General features: G+C 55.1%; 17 protein-coding genes and 1 tRNA gene. 12 read left to right on the plus strand and 6 right to left on the minus strand.

Translation table 11 applies throughout. From position 1 onward, the window contains the following. Positions 1-2 precede the first annotated feature (2 nt). Both SynM161_RS04165 and SynM161_RS04170 read right to left on the minus strand, forming a co-directional pair. Entirely contained in the window at positions 3-731 is a 729-nt protein-coding gene (locus SynM161_RS04165) for a potassium channel family protein (RefSeq protein ID WP_186542070.1), read from the minus strand. Positions 732-779: 48 nt separating this feature from the next. Further along, the gene (locus SynM161_RS04170) at positions 780-1,439 is read right to left on the minus strand and encodes an SOS response-associated peptidase (RefSeq protein WP_186542071.1); all 660 of its coding nucleotides are present in this window, start codon (positions 1,437-1,439) and stop codon (positions 780-782) included. Between the two features lie 84 nt (positions 1,440-1,523). On the opposite strand from SynM161_RS04170, the gene ftsH reads away from it, so the two are divergent. The 11 genes from ftsH to SynM161_RS04230 all read left to right on the plus strand — a co-directional run bounded on the left by ftsH (position 1,524) and on the right by SynM161_RS04230 (position 12,887). Beyond that, positions 1,524-3,398 carry an ATP-dependent zinc metalloprotease FtsH gene (gene ftsH, locus SynM161_RS04175; RefSeq protein WP_006851758.1) on the plus strand — a complete coding sequence of 625 codons (1,875 nt, stop codon included), beginning with the start codon at positions 1,524-1,526 and terminating at the stop codon, positions 3,396-3,398. Between the two features lie 45 nt (positions 3,399-3,443). Continuing rightward, positions 3,444-4,400, plus strand: coding sequence for an ornithine carbamoyltransferase (argF, locus tag SynM161_RS04180; RefSeq protein ID WP_186542072.1), 957 nt, complete (start codon positions 3,444-3,446; stop codon positions 4,398-4,400). Then, positions 4,397-4,720, plus strand: coding sequence for a hypothetical protein (locus tag SynM161_RS04185; protein ID WP_255441922.1), 324 nt, complete (start codon positions 4,397-4,399; stop codon positions 4,718-4,720). The genes argF and SynM161_RS04185 overlap by 4 nt, the downstream gene beginning before the upstream one ends. An 11-nt stretch (positions 4,721-4,731) precedes the next feature. Continuing rightward, entirely contained in the window at positions 4,732-4,956 is a 225-nt protein-coding gene (locus tag SynM161_RS04190) for a hypothetical protein (RefSeq protein ID WP_011363914.1), read from the plus strand. Positions 4,957-5,022: 66 nt separating this feature from the next. Next, positions 5,023-5,646, plus strand: a complete 624-nt coding sequence (gene lexA, locus SynM161_RS04195; protein WP_186494920.1) for a transcriptional repressor LexA — start codon at positions 5,023-5,025, stop codon at positions 5,644-5,646. A 60-nt stretch (positions 5,647-5,706) separates the two neighbouring features. Next, positions 5,707-5,779 (plus strand) — tRNA-Ala (locus SynM161_RS04200). Positions 5,780-6,075: 296 nt separating this feature from the next. Beyond that, complete coding sequence (locus tag SynM161_RS04205) at positions 6,076-6,243, plus strand: DUF4278 domain-containing protein (RefSeq protein ID WP_186542073.1); 168 nt, start codon at positions 6,076-6,078, stop codon at positions 6,241-6,243. An 880-nt stretch (positions 6,244-7,123) separates the two neighbouring features. Beyond that, entirely contained in the window at positions 7,124-9,073 is a 1,950-nt protein-coding gene (locus tag SynM161_RS04215) for a hypothetical protein (RefSeq protein WP_186542075.1), read from the plus strand. Positions 9,074-9,076: 3 nt separating this feature from the next. Beyond that, complete coding sequence (locus SynM161_RS04220) at positions 9,077-10,105, plus strand: hypothetical protein (RefSeq protein WP_186542076.1); 1,029 nt, start codon at positions 9,077-9,079, stop codon at positions 10,103-10,105. Further along, positions 10,102-10,818, plus strand: a complete 717-nt coding sequence (locus SynM161_RS04225) for a DUF6339 family protein (protein WP_186542077.1) — start codon at positions 10,102-10,104, stop codon at positions 10,816-10,818. Before SynM161_RS04220 ends, SynM161_RS04225 begins: the two co-directional genes overlap by 4 nt. Positions 10,819-10,931: 113 nt before the next feature. Further along, complete coding sequence (locus SynM161_RS04230) at positions 10,932-12,887, plus strand: DNA cytosine methyltransferase (protein WP_255441982.1); 1,956 nt, start codon at positions 10,932-10,934, stop codon at positions 12,885-12,887. Between the two features lie 56 nt (positions 12,888-12,943). Here the strand turns inward: SynM161_RS04230 and SynM161_RS04235 are convergent, their stop codons facing one another. The 4 genes from SynM161_RS04235 to SynM161_RS04250 form a co-directional block, all read right to left on the minus strand. Beyond that, on the minus strand, positions 12,944-13,699 hold the full coding sequence (locus SynM161_RS04235; protein ID WP_186542078.1) for a hypothetical protein: 756 nt from the start codon (positions 13,697-13,699) through the stop codon (positions 12,944-12,946). After that, complete coding sequence (locus tag SynM161_RS04240; protein WP_186542079.1) at positions 13,699-14,508, minus strand: hypothetical protein; 810 nt, start codon at positions 14,506-14,508, stop codon at positions 13,699-13,701. The genes SynM161_RS04235 and SynM161_RS04240 overlap by 1 nt, the downstream gene beginning before the upstream one ends. Next, complete coding sequence (locus SynM161_RS04245; RefSeq protein WP_186542080.1) at positions 14,505-16,529, minus strand: hypothetical protein; 2,025 nt, start codon at positions 16,527-16,529, stop codon at positions 14,505-14,507. Before SynM161_RS04245 ends, SynM161_RS04240 begins: the two co-directional genes overlap by 4 nt. A 472-nt stretch (positions 16,530-17,001) precedes the next feature. Beyond that, on the minus strand, positions 17,002-17,454 hold the full coding sequence (locus SynM161_RS04250; RefSeq protein WP_186542081.1) for a hypothetical protein: 453 nt from the start codon (positions 17,452-17,454) through the stop codon (positions 17,002-17,004). 20 nt (positions 17,455-17,474) lie between these two features. On the opposite strand from SynM161_RS04250, the gene SynM161_RS04255 reads away from it, so the two are divergent. Next, the gene (locus SynM161_RS04255) at positions 17,475-17,855 is read left to right on the plus strand and encodes a hypothetical protein (protein ID WP_186542082.1); all 381 of its coding nucleotides are present in this window, start codon (positions 17,475-17,477) and stop codon (positions 17,853-17,855) included. Positions 17,856-17,867 lie beyond the last annotated feature (12 nt).

Genomic DNA, 17,867 nt, shown 5'->3' on the forward strand with positions numbered 1-17,867 from the left:
GCTCAGCGCTCCCGGCTCTGCCGATCGAGGCTGCTGGCGAAGCGGCCGATCAGCACCCCCATCACGGCAGCGAGGTACAGCGGTCCGGCAACGCTGGTGGCCACACTCACCATCCGTGACAGGGGGAGCATCGGGCTGATGTCCCCGAAGCCGACGGTAGTGAGGCAAACGAAGGCGTAGTAGTTGATTGCCGAAAACAGGCGGGCGCTGGCCAGGACGCTCGAATCGCCGACGTTGGCCATCTCCAGGGGTTGAAAGCTGCCCGGCTGGATGGTTTCCAGAGCACTCATCACCAGGCCGGCGGCGAGGCCGATGTGCAGGTATCCCGCAGTGGCACCCATCAGCAGCGCTTCGGTGACGCGTTTTGTGCTGGCGAAGCGGGTTACCAGGCGGATCACACTCCAGCCCACCAGCACGCTCCAGCTCAGGGCCAGCGGCATGCCGCTGTAGATCAGCTCCAGGGGCGTGAGCAGCCAGAGCCACATGGTCACCAAGGCCATCAGCCCCAGACCCCGATACAGCGCATCACTCCAGTTCGGAGCGTTGCTGCTCCCCACCATCACTTGGGTGAGCAGCAAGGCAATCAGGCTGTAGCCGATGTAGGTCGCCCACACCAAGCGGGGAAAGGCGAAGCCCACGGTGGCAATCACAGTGCAGAGCAACAGCAGCTTCAGCTGGGTGTCATCACGCCGCAGGAGCCGCTGAACCAGTCCCACCAGCACCTTGGCCATTGTCGCTGCCCCCAGATTCGGAAGTGAGCTGCGACTGTCAAGCCTTACTCAATCGAGCAAGGAGAGCTGCTGGTGCTTGTTGGCGGGGACCGCAGTTGGCTTGAGTGCTCTGCAATCCCATGGCTCCGCTGGCGCTGGCGTGAGCATCGGCTCGAGGGCGCGTCGGTGAGCTCCATCACCCGGTTCCAGCCAGATGCTCTCCAACCCCTCGGGGATGATCACCGGCATCCGATCGTGCAATGGGGCCACCAGGCTGTTGGGCTGCGTGGTGATCACGCAGCAGGTCTCCACTTCACTGCCATCGGGGCCGATCCAGCGGTCCCAGACACCGGCCAGCCAGAACAGTTGCCGGTCTTTGCGCTGGATCAGGTGCCCCTTTTCAAAAAAGCCGGTGCTCGGCAGAAGGCAGCGGTGATGACGCCATGGCCCGCGAAAGGAGGCTTTCTCCGCGATGGTTTCGGCGCGGGCATTGATCGGTCGCGGCGCCTGCAGCGGGTCCTTGACCCAGCCCGGCAGGAGGCCCCAGAGCATGTGGGAGAGACGGTCTTCACCGTGCTCACGCCGCACAGCCAGCACCGGTTCTTGGGGGCGGATCAGCTCGCGGGGGGCGTAATGCTCCAGCCAGGCGCAGTCCTCCGGCCGCAACCAGCTGCGCAGCAGCTGCTGCAATTCCGCGCGAGGCGTGTCGAGGCAGTAGCGACCACACATGGGCAGAAGCTAGGCGCCGTTCGGTTCTCACACCCGTTGATTGCCAGAGATCCCTCGTAGCGTGTCGGAACTCTCAGGCCATCCATGCCGATCCGCCAGGACGACAACCAGCCGAACCGTCGCTTCGGGATCATCAACCTGGTGCTGATTGGCTTCGGGGTGTTGCTGCTGGCCAGCAGCTTCCTCCCCAGCAATGGCATGCAGCAGGTGCCGCGGGTGCCCTACTCCCTGTTCATTGATCAGGTGAATGACGGTGCGGTGAAGCGGGCCTTCATCACGCAAGACCAGATTCGCTACGAGCTGAGCGATCCCGAGGAGGGCACGCCTCCGGTGCTGGCCACCACGCCGATCTTCGACATGGATCTGCCCCAACGCCTCGAGACCAAGGGCGTTGAGTTCGCGGCAGCTCCCCCGAAGAAGCCGAACATCTTCACCACCATCCTCAGCTGGGTGGTGCCGCCCCTGATCTTCATCCTGGTGCTGCAGTTTTTTGCTCGCCGCTCGATGGGCGGTGGTGCTCAGGGGGCGTTGAGCTTCACCAAGAGCAAGGCCAAGGTGTACGTGCCCGATGAGGAGTCGCGGATCACCTTCGCCGATGTGGCGGGCGTGGATGAGGCGAAGCAGGAACTCACCGAGATCGTCGACTTCCTCAAGCGCCCTGAGCGCTATGCCGAGATCGGTGCGCGTATTCCTAAAGGTGTGCTGCTTGTCGGCCCTCCCGGCACCGGTAAGACCCTGCTGTCCAAGGCCGTGGCCGGCGAAGCCGAGGTGCCCTTCTTCATCATTTCCGGATCGGAGTTCGTGGAACTCTTCGTTGGTGCCGGTGCCGCTCGCGTGCGCGACCTGTTTGAAGAAGCAAAGAAAAAAGCGCCCTGCATCATCTTCATCGACGAACTGGACGCCATCGGCAAGAGCCGTTCAGGCTCCATGGGCGTTGTCGGCGGCAACGACGAACGGGAGCAGACCCTCAACCAGCTGCTCACTGAGATGGATGGCTTTACCGCCCAGGACAAGCCGGTGATCGTTCTGGCGGCCACCAACCAGCCCGAGGTGCTCGATGCAGCCCTGCTGCGTCCCGGTCGTTTCGACCGGCAAGTGCTCGTGGACCGTCCGGACCTCTCCGGCCGCAAGACCATCCTCGAGATCTACGCCAAAAAGGTGAAGCTCGCTGCAGGTGTTGACCTCGACAGCGTCGCCCAGGCCACCAGTGGTTTTGCCGGCGCTGATCTCGCCAACCTGGTGAATGAAGCTGCCCTGCTCGCAGCGCGTGCCCAGCGCACCAGCGTTGAGCAGCAGGACCTCGGTGAAGCGATCGAGCGGGTTGTGGCCGGTCTGGAGAAGAAGAGCCGCGTCCTTCAGGACGATGAAAAGAAGGTGGTGGCGTATCACGAGGTGGGCCACGCGATCGTGGGCCATCTCATGCCTGGCGGCAGCAAGGTGGCCAAGATCTCGATCGTGCCCCGTGGCATGAGCGCCCTGGGCTACACCCTGCAGCTGCCCACCGAAGAGCGCTTCCTCAATTCCAAGGAGGAACTCCAGGGCCAGATCGCCACGCTTCTCGGTGGTCGCTCGGCTGAGGAGATCGTCTTCGGCAAGATCACAACGGGTGCTGCCAATGATCTGCAGCGGGCCACCGATCTGGCTGAGCAGATGGTGGGCACCTATGGCATGAGCGACACCCTGGGGCCCTTGGCCTACGACAAGCAGGGCGGTGGCCGTTTCCTTGGCGGGGGCAACAACCCACGCCGCTCGGTGAGTGATGCCACGGCTCAGGCCATTGATAAGGAGGTGCGTGGGCTGGTGGACCAGGCCCATGACGACGCCCTCGCGATCCTGCGGGAGAACATGGCGCTGCTCGAGACGATCGCCCAGAAGATCCTCGAAAAAGAGGTGATCGAGGGGGATGACCTCAAGCAGATGCTCGAGGCGAGTGTGCTGCCGTCCGGTGTGACCGCTTGACGGCAGCGGGGCTCATCCCCGATAACAGTCCTTTGAACCGTCGCGATGGCTACCGCTTCTGCGGGCGTTGCTGCTGTCCTCTCTCCACTGTGCGGACGTGACTTCCTTTCCTCGGCGGATTGTTCCGCCGAGGAAACAGCAGCGTTGCTGGATCTGGCTGCACAACTGAAGAGCGGCGATCGTCGGATCGATCTCGGCAACCGTGTGCTGGGTCTGATCTTCAGCAAGGCTTCCACCCGAACCCGTGTGAGTTTTCAGGTGGCCATGGCCCGCCTCGGCGGACAGACGGTGGATCTCAATCCTTCCGTCACCCAGCTCGGCCGCGGCGAGCCGCTGGAAGACACGGCCCGGGTTCTCAGCCGTTACTGCGATGTGCTGGCGATTCGCACCTTCGCTCAGCAGGAACTGGTCGACTACGCACACTGGGCCTCGGTGCCGGTGATCAATGCCCTCACCGATCTGGAGCATCCCTGTCAGGCCCTGGCCGACTTCCTCACCATGCAGGAAGCCCATGGCCCCCTTCCTGGTCAGACCCTGGCTTATGTGGGCGACGGCAACAACGTGGCCCATTCCCTGATGCTCTGCGGCGCTCTGCTAGGGGTGAATGTGCGGATCGGCTGCCCCGAGGGCTTCGAGCCCTTGCCGGGTGTGCTTGAGCAGGCCCAATCTTTGGCCCAGCACGGTGCCTCGATTGAGGTGGTGACTGACCCCAGTGAGGCGGTGGCGGGTGCCCAGGCCGTTTACACCGACGTTTGGGCCTCCATGGGCCAAGAGGCCGAACAGGCGCAGCGGGAGCAGGCCTTTGCAGGATTCTGTGTGGATCAAGCCCTGATGGAGCAGGCGGCAGCCGATGCGATCGTTCTGCACTGCCTGCCGGCCCACCGCGGTGAGGAGATCAGCGCCGAGGTGATGGAGGGCACGGCAAGCCGCATCTTTGATCAGGCGGAAAACCGCCTGCATGCGCAGCAGTCTCTGTTGGCGGTGTTGATGGGTGGTCTGTGACGGTGATCCACCGCTGGTTGGTGCCGTTGATGGTCACCGCCCATGCGGTGGCAGCGTCAGCGGATCAGGCCACCGACAAACAACAGCAGAGCACCATCGCCCGATGGACGGCCGAGAAAATCTGTGAAATGGGTGTGGATGCTTTTTACGCCTTGCCGGATCCTGAGCTCAAAACCATGTTTGAGCGCGACACCTCGATGCGTTACGAGGATGTTCCCAACGCACCAACCGATCAGGAAAAGTCCCGTATTACCGGGCAATTGATGGGATATCTGATGGCGGCCTGTCCGCAACAGCTTGAGAACTACAAAAACCGCTGAAGAGCATCGCGATGCGTAAGGAACGCTGCTGGGTTTGGTTCAAAGGTGGCCTCTCGGAGGAGGGGCACTGGATGTCGGGCTGGGTGGCCAGCACAACCGAGCAGCCGGGGCTGCTGATTGAGCATCCCGGCTATGTCTCCTGCCGGGTTCCGGAATGGCGTGTGGTGTTTAAGGAGCCCAAAGACCTGAACCTGGCGCCGAGCATTCCTGAAGCTGCGGTGTGGAAGCTGGTTTGAGTGAGCCTGCGCTTGCGGCACACGGCAAGGAACGGTACAAATGTATTGCCCGAACCTTTTCTTGCGGTGACCCGTGCCCCCCAGGAGCCCCTCACCACTGCTCAGCAAGAGCTTTACGACTGGCTGGCGGACTACATCGGCACCCATCGCCACAGCCCTTCGATTCGCCAGATGATGCAGGCGATGGGACTGCGCTCTCCTGCGCCGATCCAGAGCAGGTTGCGCCATCTTCAGCAGAAGGGATGGATTACCTGGCAGGAAGGCCAGGCGCGGACCTTGCAGCTCCTTGGAGACATGGTCGGTGCCGCCGGGATTCCCGTGCTGGGCGCCGTTGCCGCCGGTGGCCTGGTGACGGCTTTCGATGATGTTCAGGAGCATCTCGACCTGGCGCCGGTGCTGGAGACCCGTGGCCTGTTTGCCCTGACGGTGAATGGTGACTCGATGGTCGACTCCCACATCGCCGATGGGGATGTGGTGTTGATGGAGCCGGTGCAGGATCCGCAGCGGTTGCGCAACGGCACGGTGGTGAGTGCTCTGGTGGCCGGCAGTGGCACCACGCTTAAGCATTTCCATCGCCAGGGGGCGACGGTGGTGCTGGAAGCTGCCAACCCCGCTTATCAACCGATTGAGCTTCCCGCCGAACAGGTGGAGGTGCAGGGTCGCTTGGTTGCCGTCTGGCGCCAGGTCTGAGGCTCCCGCGGTGTAAGCTGTTTCACGACAACGGCGGCTCTGAAGCTTCCACGTCGATATGGGGCCATAGCTCAGCTGGTAGAGCACCTGCATGGCATGCAGGGGGTCAGGAGTTCGAGTCTCCTTGGCTCCATTCTTAAGAAAAGCCAGTCCAGCACTGGCATCTGAGCGGTCCACTCGGGCCGCTTTTTTAATGAAAAACGGCTAAATATCATTTTTTGTGCGCCAAAGTGTGCGCCAATCTTGCGGGGAAGGTGTTGAGCGGTGCTAGTGCCAAAAACGCGCTGTGTATCCATTTGAACGACGCAGGGGTTGACACTCCCCTATAAAGGATCTGTAGCAACCGCTACATAACGTTCACTCCTTTCGAAGGGGCGCAGACACTCCAAGCCACGGAACGGGGACTTGGAATTTTCTGAGGAACTAACCATGACTGCTCTTCTCTACAGAGGTCACTCCTACGAAGCTCAAGCAGCTTCACCCAAAGCTTGTGTCGAGCTGACCTACCGCCGCGAGCACTACAACACCTGCCGCGAAGAAGTCGCTCAAAATGCTCATCCGAGCCTGACCTACCGAGGCGCGTCCTACACCAAGTGATCAAGGCTTGATCAGAAGATCCCTAGCCCCTGCCCTCGGTGGGGGTTTCTTTTTGCCTGGAGTTGGCATCCTTGGCTGAGCAGTCAGGCTCTGATGGCACGGATCGGCAACAAAAAAGCGTTCACCGTCCACCTAAGCGATGAGATGGCGGCAATGCTTGATCTCAAGCGGAAGGAGTGGTGCCTAAGAAGTCGCGGTGAAGTCATAGAGCGCCTTTTGGGTTGGATGGTCGAGTCCTCAGAGTCGGACTCGTAGCCGTTGTGAAGTTGCGCTGGTGGTGATTGAGGAGACATGAGCTACTTCAAGTGCCCTCACTGCAACTTTGATCCCGGTGCCCATGCTTGGTCGGGTATGGCCCGGGCGAGGCATAAATGGGAGGCGCACCAAATCCCTAGTAGCGCAACCTTCAACTCCAGAACCCACTACTACCCAGATAAAGAGACTTGGGATGAGTACCAGTCGAAGCTGAGGGTGGCGAGGCTCTACCCAGTGCTCTCGCTTCTTAAACAGTGGATTAAAGGGATTCCCGAGAATCTCCACTTGTCGAAGTCACAGCTGCTCTGGCTCACCTTGGGCATCGGTCTAGTCCTTGGATACGCCTTGGCGCTTCTGTTCCATCGCTGAAGCTCTGGCATCAATCAGAGCCACCAACGCTGAACGCAAATGCAGCTGGCGGGATGCGCTGGTGATGACCGCCAAGGGAAATGGCTTCGCCGGCGGAGTGACGTAAGGAAGGTCGAAAAGAGAGAGAAATTCAGGTAGGGGTGAGTGCTGATGAAAAGAACTGATTCGTCTTGGTCACGGGTCTAGTGACAGGAGCGCCTGAGGTCCTTAAATTCCACTCACACCAGATACAGTGTCCAAACGCTTCATAAGCTCCATGCCGGCACCACTACAGTGGGTTTCGACTCCGGCACTTGGTCAGGGCCGTGCCAGTGGGGGAAGCACTGCGGCCGAGCTGTTTGAGTCAGGAAGTAGTCAGAAGCGCAGGTCCCTTCTCGAGACACTCGTAAGAGAGATCTGCCAGAACAGCTGCGATCAAAGGATCGGCTCTGAGAGGGCATCTGTCTATTTCGATCTGCTGCTGCTGAACGGTGAAGAGCGTGATGCATTTCTAAGGGCTGCGGACTGGGGTGGTTTGAAACCGCACATGGGTGCGGTAACTGGCCTCAGTGGTGCTGCGCTCACCCTCAGAGCGGGGCTCGAGGCGATGGAAGCCGACACGCTCGTCTGCCTGCGCATCAGCGACAGCGGCACCGAAGGTCTTTCGGGAGATGACTGGGACGAGAGCGGCAACTTCCGCCGCCTCTGTATTCAGAATTTCTCCACCGGCAATGACGCCGGGCGTGGTGGAAGCTTCGGACTAGGCAAGGCGGTGAGCTGGATGCATTCGCGCCTGCTCACGGTTCTGTTCTCCTCACGCGTGCATGGCCGGGAACAGGAAGGCTTGAGGCTGTTCGGGCGAAGCGAGATCCCGGCCCATGACATCGAAGGAGCTTCATTCCTTGATGGTGCCTATCTCGGCTCACCGGGTCTTCGCGACGGAATCGATGTGGCTTTGTCCGACTGGAGAACTGAGGAAACATGCGTCGATTTGAAGCTTGAAAGAGCAGGGCTCAGCGGAAGCGGGACGACACTTCTTATTCCCGCGTTCCATGAACCAGATCGGGAGGACACAGGGGCACTTGGCATTCGGGATCCGGAAGATCTCTGCGCAGACCTGACCGATGCCGCAGCGAAATGGTTCTGGCCAGCGATCAGCTGGGGACGCCTAGAAGTGCAAGCCCGTGTCTTTCGCAGTGGCGATGCAAATCCAAGCCACGTAAGCCGTGCCGAAGTGAACGGCATTTGGGCACCTTTTCTCGCCGCCAGTCGGACCGAACCTGGAACCGCTGCTGCCCTCGACCCCGGAGACTCCGCAGCCCTGGATCTGACAAGTTTTCCCCTCCCCCGGAGAATCCACCCAGAGGACCGGCCAGACCTGCTTCACAAGCCTGCTGAGACCACCATCCGTCTGGGTGTGACGAGGGTTAGTCCCACCGAAGGCTGCCTGCCTTGTCGATCCACCATTGCTCTGATCCGTGGGGCCGGAATGGTCGTCGACTATGTCGACGGAAATCGCTTGAACGACGGCGGCGCTTATTGCGCAGCTGCAATGGTGGGAAATGCCATTCAGCACATACCGGCTTCCGCCGCCATGGATGCTCAGAGCGCAGTGCCGGCGGATGTGGAGGAGTACTTCCGGGCTGCGGAGCCAGTCACGCATGACGACTGGCTTCCGACCACCCGCCGACTGAGGGAGAGCTACGACTGGCGTGGGTCGGCAGGACGACTGAGGGGCCTGCGCTCTGAGCTGCGGCAGTTGGTGATCCAGAAACTTCTGATTGCAGATGAACCGTCACCGGATGAAGGCCCGGAACTGCTTGCACGGATGCTCAATCTCGGCCGGGGGATCAGCCCGACTTCTGAGACAAAACGCGGCGAGCGACCGCGGTTGGAAATTGTTCTGGACCGCGATGGATGCTGTTTTGATCCATCACGGAAAGGATGGTCACTTCAGGGTGAGCTGATCCGTCATGGCAATGGCGAAGCGAGCGCTACCGCAGGACTCAGCTTCAGCAGCTTGGCCGATTCCGGTAAAGGGGAAGCCTGGAGAATCAGCGACATCGAACTGATGGGCTCCGTTAAAGAGGTGAGCCTGGATGATTCCGATGCAAGGCGCTTCGTCTTCTCGGTGAGTTCAGAGTTCCGCACACTCCCGTTCCGCTGTCTGGTCAAGCCTCCAACGGGTGTTGACCCGGCACTTGCCGGTTTCCGGCAGGGGGGTTGATTCATGGAATTCCTTCCCTGGAAGACAGTCGACTTGGACGGTGCATTCCGCGTTACAGCTCCAGAAAGTATTTCTGAAGAGGTGATTCAGGAGGTGAGCAATGCGGTCACCTTCCGTTTCAGCGGAGAGACGAAATCCATCCGTCTGGAGATTCTCCTGACACCACCATGGGGTTGGGAAGAGTGTTTCCCTGCAGTTGAACAGGAGCAGCCTCCTGCTCGTTTCATCTGCCGGCTGATCAGTAGATCGACCGGTCGAAGGATCGTGGTGCCACTTGAGGATGACGGCCTCGGTCTGTGGTTCGCCGAGCATGATTTCTCAGCCCTTCTTGATGGGGAGGAAATCCGAGCCGAGGCTCTTCTGGTCCGGACGGAAGCAGCTGAAGAACTCTGCGATGGGTTTGCCGACAAGAAGGGGCAGATCGTTGGCCGCAGCTGCATTCATACAATCCGCTTCACAAGCAGAAGTGCGAAAAGCGAAGCCCTGTTTCAGCTGCGCTGGACTGACTTTCCAAGTGGAGCGAGCCAGCAGCTCTGGCGGCTCCAGGCCGGTGAACCCCCGGTGCTTGAACTCAACGCGAAAGTTTCAGCACCCCTGCGGAGACTGCTGATGAGCCGCGGCAGGCGCCGCAACGGGCCGGCTCTGCAGCGTGATGCTGTGTTCATGGCGATCTGCTCAGGCGTATGGCCTCTGCTTGTCTCCGGTGCACTTGCCGATCTTCAGCGCATCGTGGATCAGGACCGGAGCATCGATCCCGAAGAGGCGATCGCATCGATGAACAGCTGGCAGAGCAGGTTGCTCGGTCTGTTCGCTCCAGGGCTTACCGGCGCTGATCTGCCGGCCCACAGCGCCCTTCCCTTGCTCGTGCGTGAACTCCATAGCCCGGGAGGATTTATGCGCCTGATGCTGCGGATGCCGGCACTGATTCAGGAAGAGACACGTCTGGTGACACTTGCCGAGGCGATGGCCGACGCCCAGCAGGTTCATCCAGCGGCAGAGGCTGAGGCGGCCATCGAAGCGGAGGCGGCATGAGCAACGATCTGTTCCGGCTCGTCCATCCGGTGAGTGAACAGGGGCTTGTGGAAGCGCTTCGCGATCCCCATCTGCTGGAGGTGAAACCGGTGGATGCCGAGGTGGACCTCTCGGGTTTCGATGCCGCGCTTGAGCAACTGCTCAGCAGTGATGTGCGCGAGTCCGCGATGGACGGTGCTCTGGTGGAGCCACTGCACAGAGCCCTGCGGCACCTGCCGGAATCGGTGACCACCGACATGCGCGTCTGGCACTGGTTCTGCCTTGTTCGCCATCACGATTTGGTGTGGAGGCGATGGAGGGGAAGCGCACCCGCCGATCCTGAGGACGGATTCCTCAGCGGGAAAGGGCATCGACCAGTGCCGGCGGTTCGTTTTCTGGGCACAGCCTCGATCAACGGCCACGGCCGCAACACCTTCGCCCGTCTGTTTTTCGCAGCACAGCGACTGATCGGATCCGAAGGCGAGGACTACGACCTCGTCAGGCGCCTGTTCACCAGCCAAGAACTGCATCTCGGCATCAGTGACCGGGAATACGGTTTGCTCCCGGCGGTGAACCGTGTACTCACGAGCGAGCTGGCAGATCTGCCTGATCTGCGGGTGCGTGCGGGGGTCCGCCGCCTGAACGGCCTCGGAGGATCGATCTGTCTCGACCTACTGGACGAAGGCGAGATCGCCGGACTGATCCGAAGCAACGACGAGGAGCAAAGCGCCTAATGGTGAAAAGCCTGATCCCTGATGATCCGCATCGGTTGAAGGCTGTGAAAGGGCCCGAACAGGTTCTCGAGCCGAATCAAACCAGCTGCAGCCTTGATGAACTACCCGGCTACATGCGATCGATCGCAGCGGATACCCCGCTTGCGGTGGATTTGTTTAGCGGTGCCGGAGGCTTGAGCCTTGGCCTGCACCGTGCCGGCTTCGAGGTGGTGCTGGCTTGCGACATCCGGCCTGACTCAATAGCGACCCACCGTCATCACTTCGGCGGCTGCTCTGAACAGTGCGATTTAAGTGACCCAGAGGTGCTGGCGCAACTCTGCCGCCAACTCAACGCCGGTGGGGAGGTGGCACTGGTAGCTGGAGGCCCACCCTGTCAGCCCTTCTCCCGGAACATCCGCTGGAGGAAGCACGACGATGACGTGTTTGATCAGCACCAAGAGCTGAACGAGGGCCGCCGCGAACTGTGGGAATCGTTTCTCACCGTTGTTGAGGGCGTCATGCCGCGTGCCTTCTTGATGGAGAACGTTCCTGACATCGCCCAGACAGGTGACCAAGAGGTGTTCCGAGGAATCGTCAGCCGCGCGGAAGCTGCTGGCTACCGCGTGCATGCCCGTCTTGTTCATGCCTGGGAATACGGCGTTCCGCAGCTCCGGCCGCGGCTGTTCATTGCGGGCACCCGTCTGCCTGATTTGAAAGGAAACAGCTACTGCTCGCCATTGGTGTGGCCTGAACCCACCTGTAGTTCTCTTGAAGAAGCAGTCAGCTTGGACGACGCCATCGGCGACCTGCCAGCACTGGAGGGCGACTGGTGGGAGCAATGGAGCGAGACCAGCAAATACCACGGCCCAAACAACGCCTACCAGAAGCTGATGCGCAATTGGCTGCCCGTTCAGAGGGATGCTTTGTATGACCACATAACCCGCAAGGTGCGGGGCGATGACCTAGAGACCTTCCAGCTAATGCGAGATACCGGGCTCCGATATCACGAGCTGAGTGAGGAACAACGCCGCTACGCCGTAACCAGTCGTGCGAAGAGAGAAGGGAAGCTGCTGGATAAAAAGGACAAGGAGAATAGCTTCAGCAATAAATACAACATCCTCAAGGCGAAGGAGCCGTGCCTGACCGTCACGGCTCACATGGCGAAGGACGGCTACTGGTACATCCATCACCAACAGAACCGGACCCTCTCGATCCGGGAGGCAGCACGGGTGCAGTCGTTCCCCGATGGCTTCCGTTTCCACGGCACGCCTTCGAACCGTTTCCACCAAGTGGGGGAAGCAGTGGCCCCGTTAGTCGGGGAAGCACTTGGCAGGGCAATGCTCGATGCGATTAACCGACGAACCGAAGAAGACCTTTGGCGATCACCGGAGCCGATCAGGCAGGAACTCCTCGACTGGTATCGCGATGAAGGTGTCGTAGCACTGCAGCCATGGGCACGGCAGAAGGAAAACGGAGTGTTGATTCCTGAGGAGATGAAGGCATGGAGAGTGTTCCTCGGTGAACTCCTCATAAACCAGCTGCCTGCCGAGCGGCAGATGCAGTTTTGGGAACGGGTGCTGAAGCGATGGCCAACTTATGAGACGTTCCTTGCAGACGCCGAACCGAATCGACGTCGAACCTTTCGCAGCCTTCACCTCGAGAAAAATGAAAACCTGCTCCAGCAGGTAGCCATCCAGCTGAAGGAAGGACTCGAATGGAGGGAGTGGGTCCGTACTGATTTAAAGGGCTTAGGTCGAGATCGGATACGGCAATGCTTGGCGATGGTCGGCATCACGACTGATCGGAGCTGCAGCATTGGTCTGGGTCGGATGGTGGGTCGGATCAACGGCAGCGAAGAATCGGAACAGCTGCTCTCACGTCAGCGGCGCGAACTGAACCTGGGTCTCCTATTGGGGGGGGATCAAGACGGCCGCATCTACCGGGCCGCCGTTGCAGTTGCAGAGCGCTGGTGCCAGCCGGAGGCACTGTGCGAAGGCGGTCTATCGGTCAACAGCGATCAGTGTCCTCTATGCATCAACAGATGTTGCGGGTTTGCTCAGGAGGAAAGAGAAAATCTAAAAGCAGGTTAAGAAAAATTATTTACGCTCGAATATCGCTTTGATGAAACGTTTTTCGATAGAAATTATTATTGATTCTCCAGTTCAAATCCTGGCCCTAAATAATTAGACAACTCAGATGCTTTTAGCTCAGGAGCATGAAAAGTTACTGCTAAACGTTTGAACAGTTTGCCAAGGCGAACGGTGCTATCTCGACCAGTACCCTTGTCAGGCTTTGGCACAGTTGCTGTACCTGCCTTAGCGAAACCGTCGGGCATTGCATATTTCATCACAAGGTATTCATGAATTTCCTTATTAGAAACACAATCTTGTCTTGAACGAATGGATTCAATTATATTTCCTTGTTGGTGAATGTTTTTGCTGAAATAAATTTTGGCAGAATCTCTATATTGTTTGTATAAGCGATATGGCTCTCTCACGGAATGACGGTGAGCAATAGGTTGCCACCCTAACTTTTTTTTATAATCCCCTATGATAGGAATGTAGTGCTCCATTCTTGATACTTTGGAGAAATTCTTCGTTAATTGTTCTAAGTAGACACAGGACAACCAAGACCACATGTATGGTTGATTGATTTCTCTCCCAATAAAATCTGATTCGTCAATCAATTCAACCAAATACTTGCCTAGCTGAAAACGATTCGAAAAACGTCTATTAAGCTCGATTTCTATTTCAGAAATCTGTTCGATATTTTCTTCTGAAAAAAGATCAAAGTCTTGGAGAAGTCTTTCGTCTTTTTTTGTTCGAAATAGAGCAATCCTGTCCCAAATATGCTGAAGATATTCAGGCTTAAACCTTGAAACTGGGAAAGAGATTTTATTCATTAGTCATCATCTCCCATTACTGATTCCCATAGTTGCTTATCGTATCCAAATCTTCGGATCCATTGATCAATAATACTAGGTAGGACCTCAGAATCAAAATTAAGCTCGTCTATTAGTGTAATTCGACCAGATTGAGCATGGAAATGACCAGGCGCCAGCTCATGTGCGAGAGCAAGCCACTTTTGTGCCCAATCTTGGTCAGAGCGAATAGCCGAAGAGATTATTTGTTCGATCGCAAATGGCCAAAATGAACAAGCAAAAATTGGATCATTTAATGCCATATTCTTAATGCTAGTAAGAGAGACATTACCTGATTCAGTTTGGAAGTTATTAGAGAGCTGGATGGATGGACCGTCTTCTTCATCGATATCAACTCTTGCTATTCTATTGCCTAAAGCAGCTGGAATCATAGGCAATAAGCTTCCAGTGTTAGACGATATTGTCATTAAAAATGATTTAGATTGACATACAATTGCCTTTGAAGAGTTGTCAAATAAACGAATACGAAAGTATGGCTTGCCATCGATATTTATAAACTTCTGGGATTTAAGATCTAGAATAAGAGGAAACTTAAGGGGCTCTGAAAGGGGATAGTTTTTATATGCTGTCTTTGGCGCACTATCCCAAGCATAAATTGATAATGTAAGTTTCTCGATATCAAGATCTTTAAAGTATGCTTTTTGATCAATACTAGTGATTATCAACTTGTCGAAATTTGGTGTGATGTTCCATGAGAAGGCATGTTGGGGCAGAAGTTTAATTTGACGAGGAGTCGTTCTGCTTTTTGCTGTGGATTTAATGTTATTCATTGCACAACCTCATCAAGTGACTCGTTATTTAGGTCTTCTATGGGCCTTCGTATGAGTTTATATCGTATAACATAACCCCAATAAGGATGAAGACCATCAAAAATTAGTTCGAATTCAGAGCCGTATGGACGTATTTCGATTTTATTCAAGTCTGCCGTAAATGCGCATCCATTTTCTTCAAGCAGTCGACACGTCGATAAATTGAAATCAAATGGGTCATAGTCCTTGAAAGGATTGCCATTTCCTTCAAGGCAATCTGCTGCAATTTCAACTTTGAACATATCACCCTCTTCGTATTCATATTCTTCATTAGAAGTAACTGCGATTTTACCCTCTGACTGAGAAACTGAAATGGCGGAACGCCGTGGACTATTGATTTCGATATCAACCACATCTTGTGTATCCTTTTTGTCGGTATTAGATTTATTTTTTTTCAACTCCGATGGTAGTAGTGATTCAACAGAAACTACTGGGAAAAGATCCGAAAAGTAATCAGGGTCTGAATCATTCTCTGCATCAAGAACATAGGTTAGAAATTTATTCGCTGAATTTCGAAATAGTCTCAATATCAGTAGAGAGGAAGTCTTTTGAAAACGAACAGCATCTGCATTGAAATCTATATTCTTAGCATTAAATTTTAAATGACTTGGTTCTTCAAATAGCTGTAATAAAGAATCTATTCGGGGTTGAAAAGTAGTTGTCAAGACGTGTAGATCATCTCTTTGTGATGCGATCTTTAGCATTGGCCTTATTTCTTCCCATATAATTTGGTCGCTTCTCATCATCAAACCCTTAGAGCTTGATTTTTTTAAGCCGGGTTTGGCTGAAGATGAAGTACGTTCTACATTAGATTTCTTTTGAATGAATACTGAATATAAAGGGAAGTTGGTTGGAGTGTCATTTTTGTATTTTATTGGTGGACTAAACTGAACTTCTATCATATTGCCGTTTTTGATATTCTGAAAAATTTCTTCTGGAGTTGCATTTTCCTCAAAGAAGGATGATCTTAAGGGTGACTCGAGTTCTTCAGGTTTTAGATTACTGCGGAGTTTATAGATGTTTTTGCCTATTTGTTCTTTGCCCCTATTCGCGCGAGCACTTAAGCAAAAGTCAATTAAGTCTTTGTTGACATAGCTCTTGGCATCGTCTGTTACTTCTGATGCAATTATTTGCATCAAAGTATTCTTATCAAGGATTTTATCGTCTAAGTTCACGACAAGCTTGTCTTCTAGAATAGGCAAAGCCCAGTTATTAATTAGTGCACTTAGGAGATTATTGAAGTCATATTGGTCGGCTTCTAGAAGTACAAAGTCAGTGCCAGTATCAACTTCATTTCTGCTTGACATTTCAAAAACTCTTTCGAATGCTTCATTCTCTTCGTCACTAACAAAATGATCCTCGTTATTACTTCCCTTTCTAAAATATGCGTCACATTCGCGAATTTCTAATGCATTGAGTTTATGTGGCTTTGCCATAAGGCATTTCCCTTGGACTTTGGTTTTGCCGCCTTTTAGCTTTGTTCTGCAAAGTACAGTCCAAATTGAGGATAATCCCCAAATGGCTACCTTGCCTTGGTTCGCTGAACCAAGATTTTGTGATCCTTTACTCCCTGTATGAACTTGACCGGAGAAGTGAAAATATTTTTCCCAATCCTCATCTTGTAATCCAGTAGTTCCTCTATCAGATAGAATCACAACGCTGTATTTTCGGTTATACATTTCTCCTATGTCGCCACTATCTTTAAGCCACTGCAGTAGGCGGCTTGAGACGATCTTGTCGTATAACTTGTAGTTTTGCTTGTCTATGTGCTTGAAGCTGATTGAAACTACGGCTTTTTGGGAAGAAAGGCTTCTGGCATCTAGAGAATTCTGAATTAATTCGCGTATGAAAATTTCCGACTCGTCACGATTTTCGGGGCGAAAATTTTTCTTCTCCAAAGGTGTCCTTGAGACTCCTGCCGATATTTTCCGCGTGTTTGCCTCCCAGGCAAATTTTGATAGTGGTCGATTAAATAAGTCCATCAGTCAATCTTGAAGGGCTGGAAGGTTTCATTAGAGGCCTCAAACTTTTTGCACACTTCTTGTACCTTTGCTCGCAAGGCTTTCTGAATCGCCTTGGCTTGACTTTCTGAGTAGGAGTAATTGCTCTTATTAGAGAGATTTCCCACCAAATCCAAAGCTTTAAGCGCTTTTGGAACGCGCTTGTTCGCCAGTTCTACGAAGTGATCTGAATTGGGCTTCACAAGAAAATGTATCCTTTTCTTTCTTATAGACGCATCTAGAGCTGCCTGTCAAGCGCTCGTAGTGATCTGAATGCTGCATTCTGACGCGTACATATGCCAAATGAACGGCGTTACAGCCTTTAAGGGCTTTGACTGGAGATGTCTCGCTGTCCTGACTATCCAGTGTCTATAGGCTTTTTGAAGTTTCTGCTCGCGTTGCGCATCGCATAGTGCTGACACTCGTTTTTCGTTCAAGCCTTTGCGTTGGGCGATCACTCCCCCAATGCATCCCCTCGGATAAGCCTGATATCGGCAACCCGGCGGCAGTAAGCGATGAATTCCTCAGGGGTCATGTCCCCTTTTGCGTCATTGGTCTGCCAGCTGACGATTTGAAAGTCAGGGATCGGCTCAGCTTTGACGTGATCAATGGTTGGCAGCATTGCGAAACGCCTCTTGTAGGCTGCGCCTTGAGCCTTGGCCTTGTCGTTTTTGTACTCGCCCAGCAGCTCTGGATCCAGCTTGGAACCGTCGTAGGGATCAAAGCCGTTGCAGCGATGAAATGCCTGATGAATGGCCTCTATCGCTTCCTTGACGCTGTATTTGCCATCACGCTTCTTGTCGCGCCTAGTAACTGCTACAGCCTTCTTCCGAATTAATTCGCTGTAGTCCTTATCGTTTTGTTTAACCCAGTCAGGAGCACTCCAACTCACGCCAACACCAGTCATCCACTGCCCCCTATGTAGCCATGACCCGCAAGAGAGTCACCGCTAGCGAGAAGAAACAACGCCATGAATGGGCGGTGCGGCAGATTGACGCCGGAATGGGTCTGAGTGAATTAACTGCCTTTACTGCCGAAACATGGGGGTGCAGCCGTAGAAATGCTCGTGATGTCGTCTGTGCAGCCCACAAGGACTGGCTGGATGCTGCCTACGGGTCAGAGGAGATCGACCAGCGGGACTTGCTCTTCCAGCAGGTGGGACGACTTGAACGCATTGCCCGCAAGGCTGAAAATGCAGGTCAGTTTTCAGCGGCTGTCGGTGCTATTACGGCGCTGAATCGAATGATGGCCCTGGGTGCTGACCAGAAGGGCTTCCGTGGTCACTCAAACCATCACCACCGCCGCTAAGACAGGACCAAC

The sequence above is a fragment of the Synechococcus sp. M16.1 genome, from assembly GCF_014279895.1.
In the GTDB taxonomy this organism is placed as follows: domain Bacteria; phylum Cyanobacteriota; class Cyanobacteriia; order PCC-6307; family Cyanobiaceae; genus Parasynechococcus.